The organism is Nostoc sp. DedQUE12b (assembly GCF_034530835.1).
Classification (GTDB): Bacteria; Cyanobacteriota; Cyanobacteriia; order Cyanobacteriales; family Nostocaceae; genus Nostoc.
This window is the reverse complement of record NZ_JAVRCI010000016.1, coordinates 50621-68147: the sequence shown is the minus strand read 5'-3', so window position 1 is coordinate 68147 and position 17527 is coordinate 50621. Positions and strand designations below refer to the sequence as shown.

At 42.2% G+C, this 17527-nt stretch carries 15 protein-coding genes and 1 pseudogene; 13 read left to right on the top strand and 3 right to left on the bottom strand.

The features are described from left to right. The first annotated feature begins 95 nt into the window (after window positions 1-95). The 3 genes from RMY16_RS10995 to RMY16_RS10985 all read left to right on the top strand — a co-directional run bounded on the left by RMY16_RS10995 (window position 96) and on the right by RMY16_RS10985 (window position 1293). Window positions 96-305, top strand: coding sequence for a Nif11-like leader peptide family natural product precursor (locus RMY16_RS10995; RefSeq protein WP_322736384.1), 210 nt, complete (start codon window positions 96-98; stop codon window positions 303-305). 80 nt (window positions 306-385) lie between these two features. Beyond that, entirely contained in the window at window positions 386-985 is a 600-nt protein-coding gene (locus RMY16_RS10990) for a Uma2 family endonuclease (protein ID WP_322736383.1), read from the top strand. Continuing rightward, window positions 982-1293 (top strand): hypothetical protein, encoded by a 312-nt coding sequence (locus tag RMY16_RS10985; protein WP_322736382.1) that lies wholly within the window; start codon window positions 982-984, stop codon window positions 1291-1293. The genes RMY16_RS10990 and RMY16_RS10985 overlap by 4 nt, the downstream gene beginning before the upstream one ends. Window positions 1294-1479: 186 nt before the next feature. Here RMY16_RS10985 and RMY16_RS10980 read toward each other — a convergent pair whose 3' ends face one another. After that, window positions 1480-1863, bottom strand: coding sequence for a transcriptional regulator (locus tag RMY16_RS10980; RefSeq protein ID WP_322736381.1), 384 nt, complete (start codon window positions 1861-1863; stop codon window positions 1480-1482). After that, complete coding sequence (locus tag RMY16_RS10975) at window positions 1838-2026, bottom strand: type II toxin-antitoxin system HigB family toxin (protein WP_322736380.1); 189 nt, start codon at window positions 2024-2026, stop codon at window positions 1838-1840. The genes RMY16_RS10980 and RMY16_RS10975 overlap by 26 nt, the downstream gene beginning before the upstream one ends. A 215-nt stretch (window positions 2027-2241) precedes the next feature. On the opposite strand from RMY16_RS10975, the gene RMY16_RS10970 reads away from it, so the two are divergent. After that, window positions 2242-2373, top strand: coding sequence for a hypothetical protein (locus RMY16_RS10970; RefSeq protein ID WP_322736379.1), 132 nt, complete (start codon window positions 2242-2244; stop codon window positions 2371-2373). Between the two features lie 105 nt (window positions 2374-2478). On the opposite strand, the gene RMY16_RS10965 is transcribed toward RMY16_RS10970, so the two are convergent. Next, on the bottom strand, window positions 2479-3930 hold the full coding sequence (locus RMY16_RS10965) for a DUF4157 domain-containing protein (protein ID WP_322736378.1): 1452 nt from the start codon (window positions 3928-3930) through the stop codon (window positions 2479-2481). A gap of 451 nt (window positions 3931-4381) precedes the next feature. Here RMY16_RS10965 and RMY16_RS10960 point away from each other — a divergent pair, with 451 nt between their 5' ends. From RMY16_RS10960 to RMY16_RS10920, 9 genes and pseudogenes are all read left to right on the top strand, one after another. After that, on the top strand, window positions 4382-4612 hold the full coding sequence (locus RMY16_RS10960) for a hypothetical protein (RefSeq protein ID WP_322736377.1): 231 nt from the start codon (window positions 4382-4384) through the stop codon (window positions 4610-4612). Window positions 4613-4939: 327 nt separating this feature from the next. Next, window positions 4940-5344, top strand: a complete 405-nt coding sequence (locus RMY16_RS10955) for a GPW/gp25 family protein (protein WP_322736376.1) — start codon at window positions 4940-4942, stop codon at window positions 5342-5344. A 188-nt stretch (window positions 5345-5532) separates the two neighbouring features. Next, window positions 5533-7734: a putative baseplate assembly protein gene (locus RMY16_RS10950; RefSeq protein WP_322736375.1), complete on the top strand. Its 2202-nt coding sequence runs from the start codon at window positions 5533-5535 to the stop codon at window positions 7732-7734. A gap of 121 nt (window positions 7735-7855) precedes the next feature. Then, the gene (locus tag RMY16_RS10945) at window positions 7856-8863 is read left to right on the top strand and encodes a phage tail protein (RefSeq protein ID WP_322736374.1); all 1008 of its coding nucleotides are present in this window, start codon (window positions 7856-7858) and stop codon (window positions 8861-8863) included. 134 nt (window positions 8864-8997) lie between these two features. Beyond that, a complete protein-coding gene (locus tag RMY16_RS10940) occupies window positions 8998-10332 on the top strand; it encodes a hypothetical protein (RefSeq protein ID WP_322736373.1) in 1335 nt (444 codons plus the stop codon). Window positions 10333-10437: 105 nt separating this feature from the next. Beyond that, the gene (locus RMY16_RS10935; protein WP_322736372.1) at window positions 10438-12231 is read left to right on the top strand and encodes a cache domain-containing protein; all 1794 of its coding nucleotides are present in this window, start codon (window positions 10438-10440) and stop codon (window positions 12229-12231) included. 75 nt (window positions 12232-12306) lie between these two features. Further along, a complete protein-coding gene (locus tag RMY16_RS10930) occupies window positions 12307-14520 on the top strand; it encodes a hypothetical protein (RefSeq protein ID WP_322736371.1) in 2214 nt (737 codons plus the stop codon). A 62-nt stretch (window positions 14521-14582) separates the two neighbouring features. After that, on the top strand, window positions 14583-17144 hold the full coding sequence (locus RMY16_RS10925; RefSeq protein WP_322736370.1) for a hypothetical protein: 2562 nt from the start codon (window positions 14583-14585) through the stop codon (window positions 17142-17144). Between the two features lie 69 nt (window positions 17145-17213). Next, window positions 17214-17297 (top strand): annotated as a pseudogene (locus tag RMY16_RS10920) (molybdenum cofactor biosynthesis protein MoaE); the annotation flags it as partial. Window positions 17298-17527 lie beyond the last annotated feature (230 nt).

The window sequence follows — 17527 nt, the reverse complement described above, 5'->3', positions numbered from 1 at the left end:
GGTTAATGGCAATGAGCAATCAGCAATCAGCAATTAGCAATTAGCCATTAGCAATTAGCAATTACTTAAAATTTTCGTTATTTAAGGAGTAAATTATGGCACAGCAAGAAGTTACCAGACTATTTAGAGAAGCTCAGGTTAATCCCAATTTGCGCCAAAGGCTGAATACTGCTCCTGATGTGGAGACATTTGTACAAATGGCAGAACAACACGGCTACAATTTTACGATTGAGGAATGGCAGAAAGCCACAGGTTTTGCTGTGGAAGAGTTGAAATGTGAGTTATCTGAGATTCCAGGTATTTAGTAGAATGATTAAATGAGATGTTTGTTTCTAACCGCCCATTTCGCGTTAAGTTGACCTAATACGAGCATGAGGCGAAGGCGATGGTACAACTACTGAACAAAGCCACCGACCAACGAATTGTTCGTTACGATGGCACATGGGAACAGTTCAAGCTAATCCAAAAAGGCTTTGAGGGCTATGACGGTGTGCGGCTATTTTATTACAACGGCACAATTGAGATTCTGACGCCTGGAGAAGACCACGAATTTTTCAAAACCATCATTGGGTTCTTAATTGAACTGTTTCTGATAGAGAAGGGCATCGAATTTATCCCTGCTGGGTCGATGACTCAGGAATGTCAAGGAACAGCATCTGCCCAAGCCGATGAGTCTTACTGGCTTGGTCAGAAGCAGCTCATCCCTGATATCTCAATAGAAGTGGTGTTTAGCAGTGGCGGTTCTAACAAACTGGAGCGATACAAGGCATTAGGTGTCCCTGAAGTCTGGTTCTGGGAAGATGGATTTTTCTCCCTCTATCACCTGCAAGAGCAAAACTATGAGCGAATTTACCGTAGTGAGCTTCCTGGACTAACTGAGCTGGATATCGATTTACTATCACGGTGTGTTCTAATTGCCCAAACTTCAAGGGTTGAAGCAGTCAGAGAATTTCGTCAGGCGATTTTAGGGAAAGGAACACAATGAAAAAGGTTACATTAACAGAATTGAGTAATAATATCGATCGTCTACTGGATGAGGTACTAGAAACAGGTATTCCGCGTAATGAATCTTCGCGAAAAATAATTGAAAAATGGCATTATCTACGAGATAATCATCAAGAATTAGACCCTAATAATCCTTTGTCTAATGATGAAATTGAAATCATTCGTCAAATTTTAATTCAACACAATCAAGCTCGTCCTCTTGGAGTAGCTAAAGGCGAATTGACAATTGCTGATACCTTTGATTCACCTTTACCTGACGAAATTTTAGATTCGTTTTATTCTCCATGAATTTGTTTGTTAAGTTAAACGATCGCAAAGCGTCCCATAGAGAAGTGAAACCCAACAGCCGATAACGCGATCTTACCCCAACCTACAAGAGCGATCGCACTCGCAGCACAGAAAGCGATCGCACTACAAGATTAGCGATCGCTTAGTTTAGGGTAGGGTTGGTGTCATACTTTCAGTTAATGCACCCTACAAGATTAGCGATCGCAATTTGAAAGCTTCTTGAGGATTGAGTTGACGTTTTCCGTTTAATATGTCTAAAACTGTTTGTTCTTGCGGAAAAATTCCGAAAAAATCTGGTATCTTGAGATTATAGTCTGACATTAATGTTTGTAATAATTCTCTATCAGTTAATTCTGGCAATTGTTCATTTTTTTCTTCATAATCATAGACTAAGATTCCTAATACCTGTAGGTAATCACGATCGTCATGATTAAGATTGCTTTTATCTAATATTGAGTTAATCCTTTGTTGAGTTGCCGTTAATTCAGTATCATTTGTAATAGGACGAGGTGCAAATTCTGTTATTAAACTAAGATAATAAGGGCTAGGGGTTGTTAAACCAGTCGTCATTTTTCCAATTCTCCTTATCGTAGTCTGCGTGGGTTAAAACGGCACGAATAAAGATAATTTGTGCTTGATAGTCAATGTAAGTAATTAAGTGATAATTATTCCCACTGATATTAAAAACAGTAAAGTTGCCAACTAAATCAGCCGAGGGAAATAGTAGACGCAATTGGATAAAATTCTCAAGTTCAGATTTAGTGATTCTGTCATACCAAAAATTAAGCTATTTCTAGCTGTTGAATGCTTTTCCCAAAATTCTCGTAAACTCCTCCGACTAATTACCCGCATGATTTTAATCATCAAAATTAATGGTTAATCATAACTCATGGGTAAACAAAAGATTATGCGTAATACAAGCGATCGCTAGATAGTAGCAAGATGATAATGTCGGCAAAAAATCAATCAATATTTGGCGATTTTCTGAGAAATCATGGCATATATATTTGCAACCCTACAAGAGCAGGCGATCGCACTCTAACCCAAAAAGGTGCTTTACACAACGTTTCCGCACCCTAATAGGGCGATCGCACTACAAGATTAGCGATCGCAATTTGAAGATATTAAAAACAGTAAAGTTGCCAACAAAATCAGCCCAGGGAAATAGTAGAATTTCTCTCTTCATCACATGGTATCTATCTTCCGTATTGCACGATCTATCTGTGCGGTTTCCCCTACGCCGTCCAATATGTCTTCAAACACCTGGGCTACCCTCCCTTCATTTATCCCCCCATCCATATTCATCAGCTTCCCCTGCCTCTCCCATTTGACTTCTGTCGTTTTGCCTTTTACTTTTCCTGTTACCTGATCTGGTATTGATTCCATTGCTCCTTTTATTAGTTTCGTCAACTTATACTTCGCCGCCTTTCCCTCCGAGTTTTTGGATTCTTTTCCTATTGTCCTATTGCTTATTATGTTTCCGTTCTGTTCTTTGTCCGGTAGGTCGATCGTGTTCAGATCCAGGTCGGTGAAATCTCGAAAACTTGCTGCTGTTTCTACTTTCCTCTCACATCCCCCCTTCCCGGTCGCTTCTAATTTTGCTTCCTCCAGGTACTTTTTTTCAAATCCACTTGTATACTTTTCTTCGCTTTTTTCACTCCAGGTAACTACGTTCTTGTAGTCATCTGCACCTCCATATTCCCTTTTGAACAAGTGTCCGCCTGTCGCCTCCCCTCCTTTGGTCGCTAGCACTCCCAATGTTAATGCCAAATTCAATGGGTAGGAGACCGGTGGGTCATCTCTCTCTGCTGGTTCATTCGTTACTTCTCCTGCATTGTCTACCTTTAAGATGTGTTTGTTTGAGATATTTTTCGGTTTCAACTGTACTGTGGATTCGCTGTTTGGGTGTTGCGATAACTGTGTGGCTGGGAAAGGCGCTCGCATCACCGCCCCCCCTTTCTGCTGCACCACATGGGTCAACTCGTGTGCGATCAACTCCTGCCCCCCACTACTCTCTGGCTCATACACCCCCTGGCGAAAGAACACATCCTGCCCCGTCGTAAATGCCTTCGCCTGAATCGATTTATTCAACTGGTCTGACTGAGCATCCGTATGTACCCGAACCCCACTAAAATCAGCGCCCATTGCTTGTCCCATTGACCGTTGCAGACCTGCATCTAATGGCTGTCCGCCACCCTTTGCACTGTTAATTGCTGATTCCAAATCTGTTGATGCTTCTTCTCCACCAATGGCTTCCCGACGTTGCACCAAGGATTTCATTTGTATTTCTGACTCTTCTGGCTTTTCCACACGCTGTATATTCTCTTCTTGCCTAGAAGACACTGCATCAGGTTGATTTATACGCTGCACCACTTGCGCTGCTACTCTATCCGCTTCTTGCTCGTATTTATCTCCCGGTTCACCAATAGTCAGTTTGGGTTGAATCGCTAACTTTCCAAAACTGTAACCATATCGACTGGCTCGCTCTACTTGCGCTTGTAAATTTGGGGGTACAAGATCCTCTTGTGTTTCCGTTTTGCTTGTTTGTGCAAAAGGTCGCATTTGCAGAAATTCTGATGAGCTAGGTGTAGCAGTTGATTTCGATAAAGCTTTTTTTTGAAGCGGTTGCTGTGTCATTAGGAACCCCAGATTTTAGTATTAACTATATGACTGTCCCAGTTTGGCACAGCATCAGGGTTTTTACAGTTCAGTATTGTTATGGAGTTTTATATAAATATTTATAACTTTCAGTAGTTACATTCATCTATTACAGCCAGTACCCCTTAATCAGCAGCAGTGTGGCGTTTTATAGTACTTTTCGTTCTCCACGCCGTTTAGGTATAATTATTTCTCTTTGTCTCATAACTGGGATTTTACGGCGATAACACTGACGGTATTTGCCACATTTCAGTGATATTACTGTTGAATCCAAAATTAATTAAATATAATTTACATTACATACCATATTGGCTCAAAGTTGTTTAAAACAATTACAGCGTTTTGCTTCTATTTTCAGTAGATCCTTTACCCACCTTATAAAAGCTACGGTTTAGACACAAGTAAAATTACCTCCCTTGGAAAGGCTACCGTGTACACACAAGTCGAATTTCTTCTTAAATCTAGTCGTTTATTGAATTCGGGCGGTCGTTTATTGAATTCGGGCGATCGTTTATTGAATTCGGGCGATCGTTTATTGAATTCGGGTAGTCGTTTATTGAATTCGGGTAGTCGTTTATTGAATTCGGGTAGTCGTTTATTGAATTTGGGTAGTCGTTTATTGAATTTGGGTAGTCGTTTATTGAATTCGGGTAGTGGTTAGGGTGGGGTAAAACCCAGATTCTTGAGCCACTTCAGACTTGTGTATACACCGTAGCTTGGAAAGGGGGAAAAATAAATCTTGTTCCCTCCCCTTTCCAAGAGAAACCGGAAATCAAGTTCCCTTCCTTTCTTCCGGTGGCAATTCCTCCCCACCAACTTAGAAAGGGGGGAAACCGTAAATCAAGTTCCCTCCCCTTTATTAGGGTCGGGTTAGGGAGGGGTATTAATGAATACCTACATCACTTTTTTCGGGATTTAATAATCAATCTAGTTCCGATTTGGGACTAGATGTTAAATACCGAAAACTACTCAACCTCAGAAGAGTAATATGTCAGAAGAAAACAACGAAACCCATTTGGGTAAAGGATGGGCATTTCCACTCGGAGTTAGCGTTCAGGGAACTGTACAACAAAGTTCCATAATCCCAAATATAGAGGAATCAATACTGATTATTTTGCGGACTAGATTGGGTGAAAGGGTGTATCGACCAGATTTTGGCTGTCGTTTAGAAGAGTTAATCTTTGCACCAATGAATACACAAACGCTGTTGCTGGCAAAACTGTATACCCAAGAAGCACTAGTGAAATGGGAACCCCGAATTATCCTTGATGCAGTGCGTACCGAACCAGATCCAGTCCGTGGTCGCTTAGACATTATTATTGAATATCACCCCAGGAATAGCCACGAACAGCGAAGTTTGGTTTTTCCGTTTTATCTTATGGCTAATAGTTAATGGTTAATGGTTAATGGCTAATGGTTAATGGTTAATGGTTAATGGCTAATGGCTAATCGAAAAAACAATCAGCAATCAGCAATCAGCAATCAGCAATTAGCAATCAGCAATTAGCAATCAGCAATTAGCAATCAGCAATTAGCAATTAGCAATTAGCAATTAGCAATCAGCAATTAGCAATGTAAAAAATGACCATAGAATTTGAATTTTTACCAAAACTACCAAAATCAAATTTAGACGATCGCACCTTCAAAGACTTAGTAGACGAGTGCATTCTTCGCATCCCGCGCTATTGTCCTGAGTGGACGAATTACAATCCGGGCGACCCTGGTATCACGCTGGTAGAACTGTTTGCGTGGCTGACTGACCAGATGATGGTGCGCTTTAACCAAGTGCCGCGACGTAATTTTGTCGTGTTTCTGGAAATGCTGGGTATTCGCTTGCTCCCAGCCGCCCCAGCCCAAACAGAACTAACGTTCTACCTGAGTTCTGCCCTTCCCCATACTTACGAAATTCCCGCAGGTAGAGAAGTTGCGACTATTCGCACCGAAACAGAAGAAGCAATTGTCTTTAGTACTGACGAAACTCTGAGAATTGGTCAGCCGGAAATTACCCACTTGTTGAGTGCGAGGACGGCAGAAACAACACCAACAGTATTACGCGATCGCCTGACAAATCTCTGGACGCGACATAATGACAATTGGGAAGGACGCGCCCAGTCGATTTTTGAAGAACATCCCCAACCGGGAAACTGTTTTTACCTGGTATTCAGTCCCGAACAGCCAATTAGCGGCAACGTCCTCGCCATCAAACTACGGGGAGAAGCCGCTACATCCACAGGTATCAACCCAGATACACCGCCCCGCCATTGGGAAGCTTGGAATGGGCAATATTGGCAACCGATTCTCTTGCAAGAGTCCGATGATGGCACCCGTGGTTTCAGCTTTAGTGATGGGCAACCCCCCGCCCCCAACACCGTTGCCGAAGCTGATGTTGTGTTGCACTTGCCTCAAGAATTTCCCGTCACCTACTTTGCCGCTTATCAGGGACGCTGGCTGCGCTGTGTTTATACGCTACCAATGGGTACACAGTCAGGATACACTTACTCGCCTCAATTAATCAGCATTTCCGCTCGTTCCATAGGCGGGACGGTGAATGCCAGTCAGTGTAATTTAGTACTAGATGAATTAATTGGTAAAAGTGACGGCACTCCCGGACAGAAATTTCAACTGCAAAATACCTCAATTTTGCCGCGAGAACCAGGAGAATACATTCTGATATCGCCGCCTGGTGGGTTGCCGGAGATTTGGAGCGAGGTCAACGATTTTGCTGATTCGAGTCCATCTGACCGCCACTATCGGATTGATTCGCTCACAGGAGAAGTGCAGTTTGGTTTTTTAATTCGGGAACCAGCCCAGATGCGCGAAGAAGTACAGCTACGGGGAAGAATACAAATCGCTGGTGAAAGCATCACCCAACTTGGAGAACAAGCGCACTTTGTCCAACAGATGGAACGACAGTATGGAGCCATCCCCCCCAAAGGTTCGCTGATTCGGATGGTTGCATACCGCACAGGAGGCGGACGCAAAGGCAACGTAACTAGCGGCTCCTTGCGAATTCCCAAAACCGCAATTCCTTATGTAGAAAGGGTAATAAATCATGTCCCCGCTCGGAATGGTGCTGATGCGGAATCTTTAGAAGATGCCGTGATGCGAGTGCCACGAATACTTAGGACACGCGATCGCGCCGTTACTCCCGAAGACTTTGAAACTTTGGCACTGCAAGCTGGCAGAGGTGCTGTTTCTCGTGTGTGTTGCCCCCCACGCGCCAATGACGAAACTACCAGAGGTATAGTTGACTTGTTAATTGTTCCGCAAGCCAACACCGACAGCATTAACCGTGCTGAAGGCATCAACCCGGCTCAATTCGCACTCAACCAAGCGTTGAGCGCACAAATCCTCAGTTATCTAGATGAGCGACGCTTATTGGGCGTACAAGTGCGGCTGCGGGAACCAGAATATGTTGGTGTTGCCGTGCAAGCAGAAGTGGGGCTAGAGCCAGAATACAACAATCCTCATGCACAGCAAGCGATTATCCGCAGCTTGCAAGTAGCCTTATACCGTTTCCTCAACCCACTCACAGGTGGACTTGATGGTAAAGGCTGGCAATTTGGTGCTAGCGTCTACCCATCAGATATCGTCAGCTTATTTCAGAAAACAACCGGAGTCCGCTTTCTCGGAACCATCCTTTTATTTGAACTCCGCCGACAAGATTCCACTTGGACGCGCTCTCTAGCACCTAATAACATCATCAACCCCGGAACTCTGGGACTAATCTGCTCCTGGGCAGATAGTGAACTGCGATCGAGTCATGCAATTACTGTAATTTAGTCAGGAGTCAGCATTCAGAAGTCAGAAGGCGTGAATTGTTCTCCTTGTCCCCTTGTCCCCCCATTCCCTACTCATGACACAATCCCACAAAAACCAACTTCTAAGTCTGCAATTGACTCCAATGCAAATCCCGGAAGCAATACCAGTTTCGGAAGTAAAACGCCCTATTTCTTGGGGAGGAATGGGTACAAACGCTCAAGAGCGCCCGAATTTAAACTTGTTGCTGCGCCCAGGAGAACCGAGCGAGATGGTGGTACAAGTGAGAAATGTGGGATCTCGCCCCGTACAGTTGGATTTGCAAGTAAAAGGAGACTTTCCTCAAGAGTGGTGTCGCATTGGGATGGAGGGGTCTGAAGTCCGTGTGGGTCAGCAGATGGAAGCAGTGCTGTATTTTAGGATACCTACTGAATTTTTTGAGTCCCTCTCAGCGTTACACCCTAACGAAACTCTCAAGCTCAACTATATAGTTCATCTCCACGCCTACTTAATTGAATCAGACACAAGTAGGCGACAAGTAGAGAGTACTACATTCAATCTTTATGTACGTCCTCCCAGTCTATACCTCAACTTCCTGCCTGCTATTTATCGGGAAGTGGATTTTGTCGGGCGTTTTCTCAAAATCTTTGAGCAAAGCTTAGAACCTTGCGTTCATACCTTAGAAAATCTCTGGGCTTACCTTGACCCCTTGACTGCACCTCAAGCGATGTTACCATTTCTGGCTCATTGGGTAGCTTGGAATCAAACACCACAAATCGGACTGGAACGACAACGCTATTTGATTAAAAGCGCCATGCAGATTTATCAATGGCGTGGTACGCGGCGGGGATTGCGTTTTTACTTGCACTTAGCAACAGAGTTACCTTTAGATGACCACATATCTGATGAGAAAAATAAGCATATTGGAATTACCGAATTTTTTAGTCGAGGGTGTGTGTTTGGAGAAGCAAAGTTAGGGGAAGACTCTATTGTAGGTGGTAGCCGCCCGTTCCATTTCACACTGCATTTGCGCCCAGAAAATAAAAATCAAATTGATGAATCTTTTGTCCGTAGTGTTATTGAACAAGAAAAACCTGCATTTTGTACTTATGATTTAACAATTGAATCAAAAGCGCTAATAGCTAATGACTAAAAATATAAATAAAAAACCGCAGAGGATAAAAAATTATAAAATTTTTATATTTGCAAATTATTTAGAATTTATATTAGCAATTACTCAGTTTTCCATTAGCAATTAACAATTAATAATCAACAATTAAATATTTTATGTCCTCACACTTTCCACCTTTATCAATTAAGCCTTTACAACGACTACAAGTTAATAATGGTTTGCTGCTCACAGCCGAGCATTGGCGATTGGCTCATGATTATCACCGCCAACGTCAGAATATTTATTATCAGTCGCTACACCAAGCTGGTATTGTTAGCGGACTGGGAGTTTGCGTAATTCCACCACCTTCTGAAGTAGCACAAGACTACCGGGATGGGCGCTGGCTGCTAATTCAACCAGGGGTTGCCATTGACCATAGTGGCAACCCGATTGTAGTACCGCAGCCGCTAGCATTTCATATCGCTTCAGAGCCATCTATTAGCGGTTCTTTGGTGGTATATGTGGTGATTAATTATGTAGATCCAGACCGTCTGCAAGGTTTGGAAGAACGGCAACTGCTTCAAGAAACTTTTCGGATTGATGAAAAGATTACACCACCAAATGATACTGATGTAGAACTGTGTCGGATTTTGCTCGAACCTGGTGAGGTGCAGCTAGAACCAGCCACAGATGTACTAAATCCTGAAGCGAACGAGTTGGATCTACGCTACCGCAAGCTGGCACAAGTCCGAAGTTTAGAGCAAGTCCGGGTAGCACAAGTAATTCCGGGACAGACGGGGGATGCTGTGACTTTTGCAAAGTTTTCTTACCTGATGCAATCAGTTACGGCTCTTTACCCAGCTATACAGGGAACAGTTAACCAGGTGACATTGCAAGCAGGTGCAGAGCAATTAGATTACGATTTGCTCTTTTTCACGCTTGGGCAACTGTTGACATTACAAGAGTCTGAGCGTCAGACTTTACGTCAATATTTGGCAGGTGGGGCAGTGATACTGCTAGAAGTGTCGATACAAGAGGCGAATATTGTTGAACTAAGTGCCGTCAGACAGCAATTGCGATTTGCGATCGCCAACCTCACCGACGAATCGGAAATCACCTCAGTTCGCCAAGAGCTAGAAACTGAACTTAAAGCCGTTGAGTCAAATTTAACTCAGCAGTTACGGGAATTTTTGCAACCAATCCGCGATTTTGCTGAAGATATGGGCATTATTACTGCCAATTCAGATACTTTGAGTTCTAACCATTCTTTACGTAATCAACCGTTTCTCTTTGCTCAATTACCAATTGTGCAAAATTACCCGATTCACCTATTTAACTGGGGTGGCATTGTACTAGTAGTTGGTTCACTTTCTAGCGCTTGGGGAATTGATGATACTTTATCGCTATCAAGAGAAACTATTCGCGGTGCCCAAGAAATGGGAATTAATATTCTGCATTTTGCATGGCATCATCATCAATTAACGCAGTTGCAGCAAATTGTTAAGGGTTAATGGTTAATGGTTAATGGCTAATGGCTAATGGCCAATGGGAAAAAATTAGCAATTAGCAATTAGCAATCAGCAATTAACAGTTCCTTATAACTTCTAACTAAAAAAATGCCTTCCATCAAAACAACTGTTCCAATTGCTTTTTTAGTTCCCCTACTAACTTGTGTAGGAGTGTTGGGAACGATTGCTTTATATACAAGTCATCACGATGCTGAACATTTTTCGCAGCAAAGTATGAGAACGATGAGTGAGCAGATTACAGAACATCTGAGAAAATATTTAGAAACACCGCATCTAATTAATCAAATAAATGCTGATGCAATTGTGCAGGGCCAATTAAATTTGGAAGAACCGAATAAATTAGAGCGTCATTTTTGGTATCAAGCCAAGGCGTTTAAATCTGTGAATGGCATTCTATTTGGTTACGAAGCGTCTGGCAAACTACGAAGCATTATTAGAGAAAAGAGTAATCAGGATGAACTGATGTTTAATGTTGCCGATGCGTCTATTAATAGGGTATATGTAGCCTATGAAGCAGACGAGCAAGGAAATCGTGGGAATGAGTCAAATAAACAACGTAACTTCGATCCCCGCAAGCGTAACTGGTATCAAACGGCGGTGAAAGCAGGAAAGCCGACTTGGACGGGAGTTTTTGAGAAAAAAAACACTCAAGAAATTCAACTGCGCGTCTCAGCAGTACGTCCCGTTTATCAAAAAGGTAGTGGGAAGCTGCAAGGCGTTTTGGCAGTAGATTTTTTCTTGACTCAAATCGGTGAATTTCTTAAGAAATTGAGTCACGGTAATTCTAGAGAAATTTTTATTGTAGAACCTTCGGGAAAATTAATTGCCGCATCAACTGACAATCGCATTTTTGACGATCAAGGCAAACAAATTGAAGCTAAGAATTTTTTTCAAGAGCCACTGATTAAAGACACTGCTGAATATGTAAACAATAAATACAGTGGCTTTAGCAAAATTCAAGGGAAACAGCAATTTAAGTTTTCTTCACAAAGGACAGAACCTAATTTAGTGCAAATTACTCCCTTTCAAGACAAATATGGTCTTAAGTGGCTGGTAGTCTTAGTTGTGCCGGAAAAAGAATTTATGGCAGGTTTCCAGCACACTAGAAATGTCACTATTGTTGTCGGAATTGGTGCGTTAGCGTTCAGCTTGCTGCTAGGGCTAGTGGCGACTCGCTGGCTAACCAACCCTATCCTGGAAATGAATGATGCAGCAAAGCAAATTGCATCTAGTGAATTTGACTTAAACAGGCTCACACTCTTAACCAAGCGTTCTGATGAAATTGGGCAATTGGCACGGGTGTTTCAAGAAATGGCTGATATAGTTTATAGTCGTGAAAAGAGTCTCAAAGACCGGGTGCAGCAGTTGCTTTCGGAAACTGACAAAGCCAAGAAAACTGCTTTATTAAAGCAGATGAATGGTAATGTTGATTTCCAAGAATTATTAATGCGATCGCGTTCATGCAGGGAAAAAACTACATTTCCTAAACCAAACTTAAGTAACCTGCTGCATAAAGTTCCTTCTTTTCAAGAGTTTAATTCGATTTTATTACAACAACTTATTGAAGTTGGCTACCAAGAATCTTTATTTACAGATGTTGTTATTTATCGAGAAGATGAACTAAACAACAAATTTTATCTAATTATCTCAGGCAGCGTAGAACTTCACATTGAAAAATTGAAAAAGCCCTTAAGCATTCTCTCAGCAGGGGAATTTTTCGGCGAACAGTCTCTATTAGAAAGTATCCCTGAAGTTGCAACAGCACGCACCTTAGAACCAACAACTTTGTTTGTGATTGATCGACAAAAATGGCAAAACCTACTTATAAAAAGTCCTGAGTTAGTAAAGCAAATTACTAAAGAAGTGTCTATTAATAGTTAATTCAATAAGGGTACTTATTCATAAAAATACTAAATTAAAATTTATAACTGATAAACTCATAATTAGTAATTTCTTATGTTAAAAGAACTTATATTTACGAAGATTTCCACACAAGAAATAACACTGAAACCTGGGGTAAATCCTGTATCTTTTGATGTTATGGTGGTTAATAATAGCGACCAGTTTGCAACTTTTCAGGTAGAATTGCTAGCAGCTGGGGCTAAGACTGGTAAAAGTGCTAACTGGTACAGAATAACCCCGGAAGTTTGTACTAAAAAACCTCCAGGTGACTCAACTCAGTTTTCTATCACCCTACTTGATAGCCCTAAACCTGGATTTACAGGTTTAATAACAATGACAGTGCGGGTTTTTTCTCTAGAGTTACCGTCTTCAGATAGTCGCTTGGTGGTGAGGTTGATAATACCAGGAACAGGCGCTGCGGCACCGCAACTTGACTTACCTAACGAAGAGTTTAAGCGCTATCCGGGAGAAAAGTTTCAGATTCCTGTTTCTTTAGAAAGCTATAGTCCACGAGCTACCAAAGTTACTCTGCGTTTGTTAGGTTTAGATTCCTCGTGGTTTCCAGAGGGAACCGAGAAACGTCTGCTACTTCCAGTTGGTGAAAAGATAAAAGAAGTTTTTGAGTGCTACATTCCCACAACTGCGGAAGCATTGAGCGATCGCTACGCCTTCACCATTGAAGCAAATCAGCCAGAAGCGCCTTTGGTTCATGTCCAAGGCTATTTAACTGTTTTACCTGAAGGATTTATAAATTTTGAATGTATTCCTTTACGCCAAAAAATACCAAAGAAACTAGGTGTGTGGCGTGATAGAAATGTTGATAGTGCTGAATATACGCTCCAATTTGATAATCAAAGTAATCTCCGCCAGGAAGCAAGTGTTGAAGTCAGTTATGTCGAGGAGGAAAAAAAGACTTTAAATTTAATATTTGGGATTGTAGATTCAATTAAATCTAAAATCCATCTTCTTAGGCAGTCAAATAATGGAAACGAGCCAATCCCAAACTCCAAATCCCAAATTTCTAGTCTTGAATTTGAGGTGATGCCAGAAAAAGCAGACCTCAAAGAGGGGGGACTAACGCACTTTAACCTCAAGGTGAAGCAAAAACGTCCTTGGCTGGGTTGGACAAAACGCAAATTTTTACAAGCCAAAGCTGTCACAAATGACAAGCGGATTGAAATACACAATGATACCCAAACATTAGAGTTACAGGTGCTGCCTGTAATTCCCCAATGGCTGCAACTAGGAGGACTCTGCATCGGAGTAATGTTGAGTCTAGCTTTAGGTAATTGGTTATTTTGGCGTGGGCAACAACACACAGATACAGTGAACACTGTTCAGTTCAACGGATTAGCTGAGGAAGTGGTTAGCGGTTCTAATGACCAAACTATCCGCCGATGGCGCGTGGAATCAAATGGGTTAGCGCTTCTAGGAGTGTTGCCACGAGCAAATAAAGCCGTGCGAGTGGTGCGTTACCGCCCTGTGAACAACGACAAAGTAGCAGTAGGTTTTGAAAACGGTCAAATTCAGTTGTTTAATTTGCTGTCAGGAAAAGCCGAGCCTCCCTTCACCGCTAAAATAGATGACCGTGTATTTGATTTAATGTTTAGCAAAGACTCGCGATCGCTATTTAGCGGTCATGGTAGCGGATTAGTTGTACAGTGGACGCTAGATGGGTTATCAAGCCGGATATTTCGCAAGCAGCAGGTAGGATTTGCAGTAAATGCCTTGGCTTTGGTTGGGGAAGCAGAAAGTCATCTCGCAATTGCTGGCAGATTCAACCAACTAACTCTTTGGGATTTGAAAGCTAATCAATTACGTTCTGTATCTACTGGTTCTAACACTAATAAAGACTATATTTTTACTTTAGCCTCTAGTGACAGCAAGCCTAATCTGTTAGTAACTGGAGACAACCAAGGCACAATCAAAATTTGGAACTTACGTCCTTGCTTGAGGAGCAAAGCTAAATGTGAATTGGTAGATGAGTGGACTGCCGATTCGCAAGCAGTGCGTGCAGTAGCTATGAGTAGTGATGGTTGTTACTTGGCAAGTGCAGGCGAAAGCGGTCAGGCAAAGCTTTGGTCTTTGAATGAGGAGGGGGAGCGTAACAGTAAAAATTTAACAGGTAAAGTACTCATGCACTCTGCAAAATCGCTGACAAGTGTTGACATAATACGCATTCGAGATGAAATTTTAGTTGTCAGTGGCTCAGAAGAACATTTAGTGAAACAGCAACGGGTTAAACAGTTTTTCTCGGATTGTCATTAATTGCTAATTGCTCATTGCCATTAGCCATTAACTATTAGCTCTTCCCCAAAAAAAACAAGATAATGTTAAGCAAACATTTGGACTCACATATAGCAGATACGCAACTGAGTAGCAGTCTTCTCAACTCTACTCGCGCAAAACCACTCTTCGTGATTTTAAGCGCTTCTGGCAAAGATGCTGTGTCGGCAGGGTCAACTTTTGTTTTAAGTGTGACGCTAGGCAATAAGGGCAAGCAAAGTGCTGTTATAGAAGTCTACATTGAGGAAATATCATCAGGTGTGCGCTCTTGGTGTACTTCTGGGCGAGAATATTTGGCGTTAGGGTCAGAACAGAGTGAAGAGGTCGTCTTTACATTTAATGTGCCTGTTGATACGCTACCAGGAACTTACAATTATATTTTGGTAGTTGATGCCCACGAGCATTATCCCGAAGATACACCAATTCGGTACGAACAGTATATCCAAGTGTTGCCTAGTACTAATGATATTGTTAGTACCAGTGAGCCTACGTTTATCTTACAACCTGTCAGCAGTTCTACTAACCTGGCTGTGATTCAGCAGGGAGGGGCGCTGCCTGTTCAAGTATTGGTGCAAAACCGGGGCGATCGCGTCGATCGCTTTCGGCTGGTTTGTTCTGATTTGCCTAAAAGTTGGTTTACCGTTACTTATCCTCAAGGTTTCCAAGGCACTGGATTAATCGTTCAGTCTGACAGTTTGAACCTGAACCCAGGCGAGTGTGGGGTAATCATGCTTGTGATTACTCCAGGTATGGATGCGCTCTCTGGGAACTATGTCCCAACTTTGCGGTTATATTCAGAAAACTATCCAGACTTGATAATGCTTGATTTAGTTTATCTGCAAGTACCACCCAGACATCTACTTCAGACAGAATTACGCTCAATTATTAGTCGGGTACGAACTAAGCCAGGATTATTTCAAGTACAGTTGACCAACTCTGGCAATATAAAGCGACAGATTTCTTTACAAGTCAAGAATCTCGATGAGTTAGAAATCTATTCTTACACTTTAGAGCAGTCTCAAGCACTCGTGCAGCCGCAGGAAACCGTAGGTATCAACTTGCAGGTACAGCCACAGAAGTGGTGGCGGCGTCCGCTAATTGGTGGTGGGCGAATTGTTAACTTTTGCGTTGATTTAGAAGATTTACAGCATTTGCCTATCGCTAACAATAGAATACCTGGAGTGTTGGTGTGGGAAGCCCGTCCTTTATGGCAATTGTTACCTTTTTTACTTTTAGGTTTATTGAGTGTGGGGGCAGTTGCCTATTTAATTTGGTGGGTATTATTTAGAATTCCTCCCTCGCCTAAAATTGTCGAGTTGTATCCAGAAGATACTACCTATTCAGCTGTTAATGGCGATGTGGTGCATCTTGGCTGGCAAATCAGCGATGTTAATCGCCTGCAAACTCTGAAAATTGTCGGATTGTCTGTTGATGGTACACCTCTGACTCGTCCAGAAGTGTATGATTTTAATCAAGGTGTACCTGCGGATCTGCAACCTTTCTGCACGAAAAACCAAAGTTCGCTAACTTGTGGTCAAGTTCGCACCAGCGCCCGCAAAAGCGCAACTTACGTTTTTGAAATGACTGCTCTACCAAAGCCAGGGCGGGGTGCTGTTACAGACATCGGTAAAACTACCCCAGTAACAATTGTTCCTATTCCCCAGCCTTCTATTGTTGTTTTTAACTCAACACAACCGATATATCAAGAAGCCCCAGGACAAGAGACAGGGGAAAAAAGACAGAAGGTAGAAGTCGGAAGTCACAAGTCAAAGGGAAAAACTGAGGAATCTAGCAAGCTCGTGGATGATGAGATTCACCTCAATTGGTCTGTGACACATCCAGAAGAATTGCAATCACTACAAATTATCGGTCGTACTCCTGACAATTTAATAGTAAGTCCTGTAAAAACATACGACTTCAACCAGGGCATTCCCCGCGAGTTGCGGAAGTTATGTACTGTTGAAGAACAGCTTGTCTGCCAGAAGGTAAAAACTGGTATTAAGAAACCAGGTAGTTACGTCTTTGCACTGAAAGCAATTCCCAAAGGTGAGGAAAACGACAAGCTTGAACCAAAACAGACAGAAATAATTAAAATTCTTCCTAGACCACCGCGCATTCTCAAGTTTACAATCAATGGTAAGCCTGTTAACAACAAATATCTCATTCCCATCAGCAAAGATAAAAAGATTTTACCTCTAATTTTTGCTTGGCAGGTTGATGCTAGTGACTCTACACAGGTTCAGTTACTTCCCGCACCTGGAAATGTACCTCTAAAAGGCTCGATATCTCTAAATCTTGACCCAAAGCCTAGTACTATGACATTGGTACTTCAAGTTACTACTACTACCGGGCAACAGCAGGTGCGATCGCTGATTCTAGAAACCTACGATCCGCAAGCCCAAGATCCAGCTGTGGCTGCGGCTGCGGCTGTGGGACAGGCACTAATAAACGCCCAAAAAGCAACAAGTGATGGACAGAAGAAGACAGATACAGTTCAGCAAGAACCTCCGCGACCAAGTAACGAAGAAGATATTGATAATGACTCAGATATGAAACAGCCTCCTACTCTATTCCCTTTTGAGCAGCCACCTCAATTGGATAGATAAACTTTTACTGTGCTGAAAATCGCTTCTTCCTCCGCCTTTAGCGAGTATTAAACACGGAAACGTACACTGATTTGGAAGAAAGAACATTGGCAAGATGGTTCTAGCACCTGGGTGAGTATTGGTGCATGTGAAACATCAGGAGAAAACTGTTGATTTGAAGAAGAATTCAGAAATCAGAATTCAGGAGTTAGATTGACAAAATCTTGACAAGTACAGGTAATACTATTTTTTTGTTAGAGGTTGTTTAAAAAGTGTTTCGCTGTGACTTTACGCAGTTTTAGATCCCCCCGAATCCCCCTTAAAAACCTATCCATTATAAACATCTTTCTTAACAGAAAGTTTGACAAAAGCCAGAGATTGTGTGTTGTCTAGAGGAAGACCCG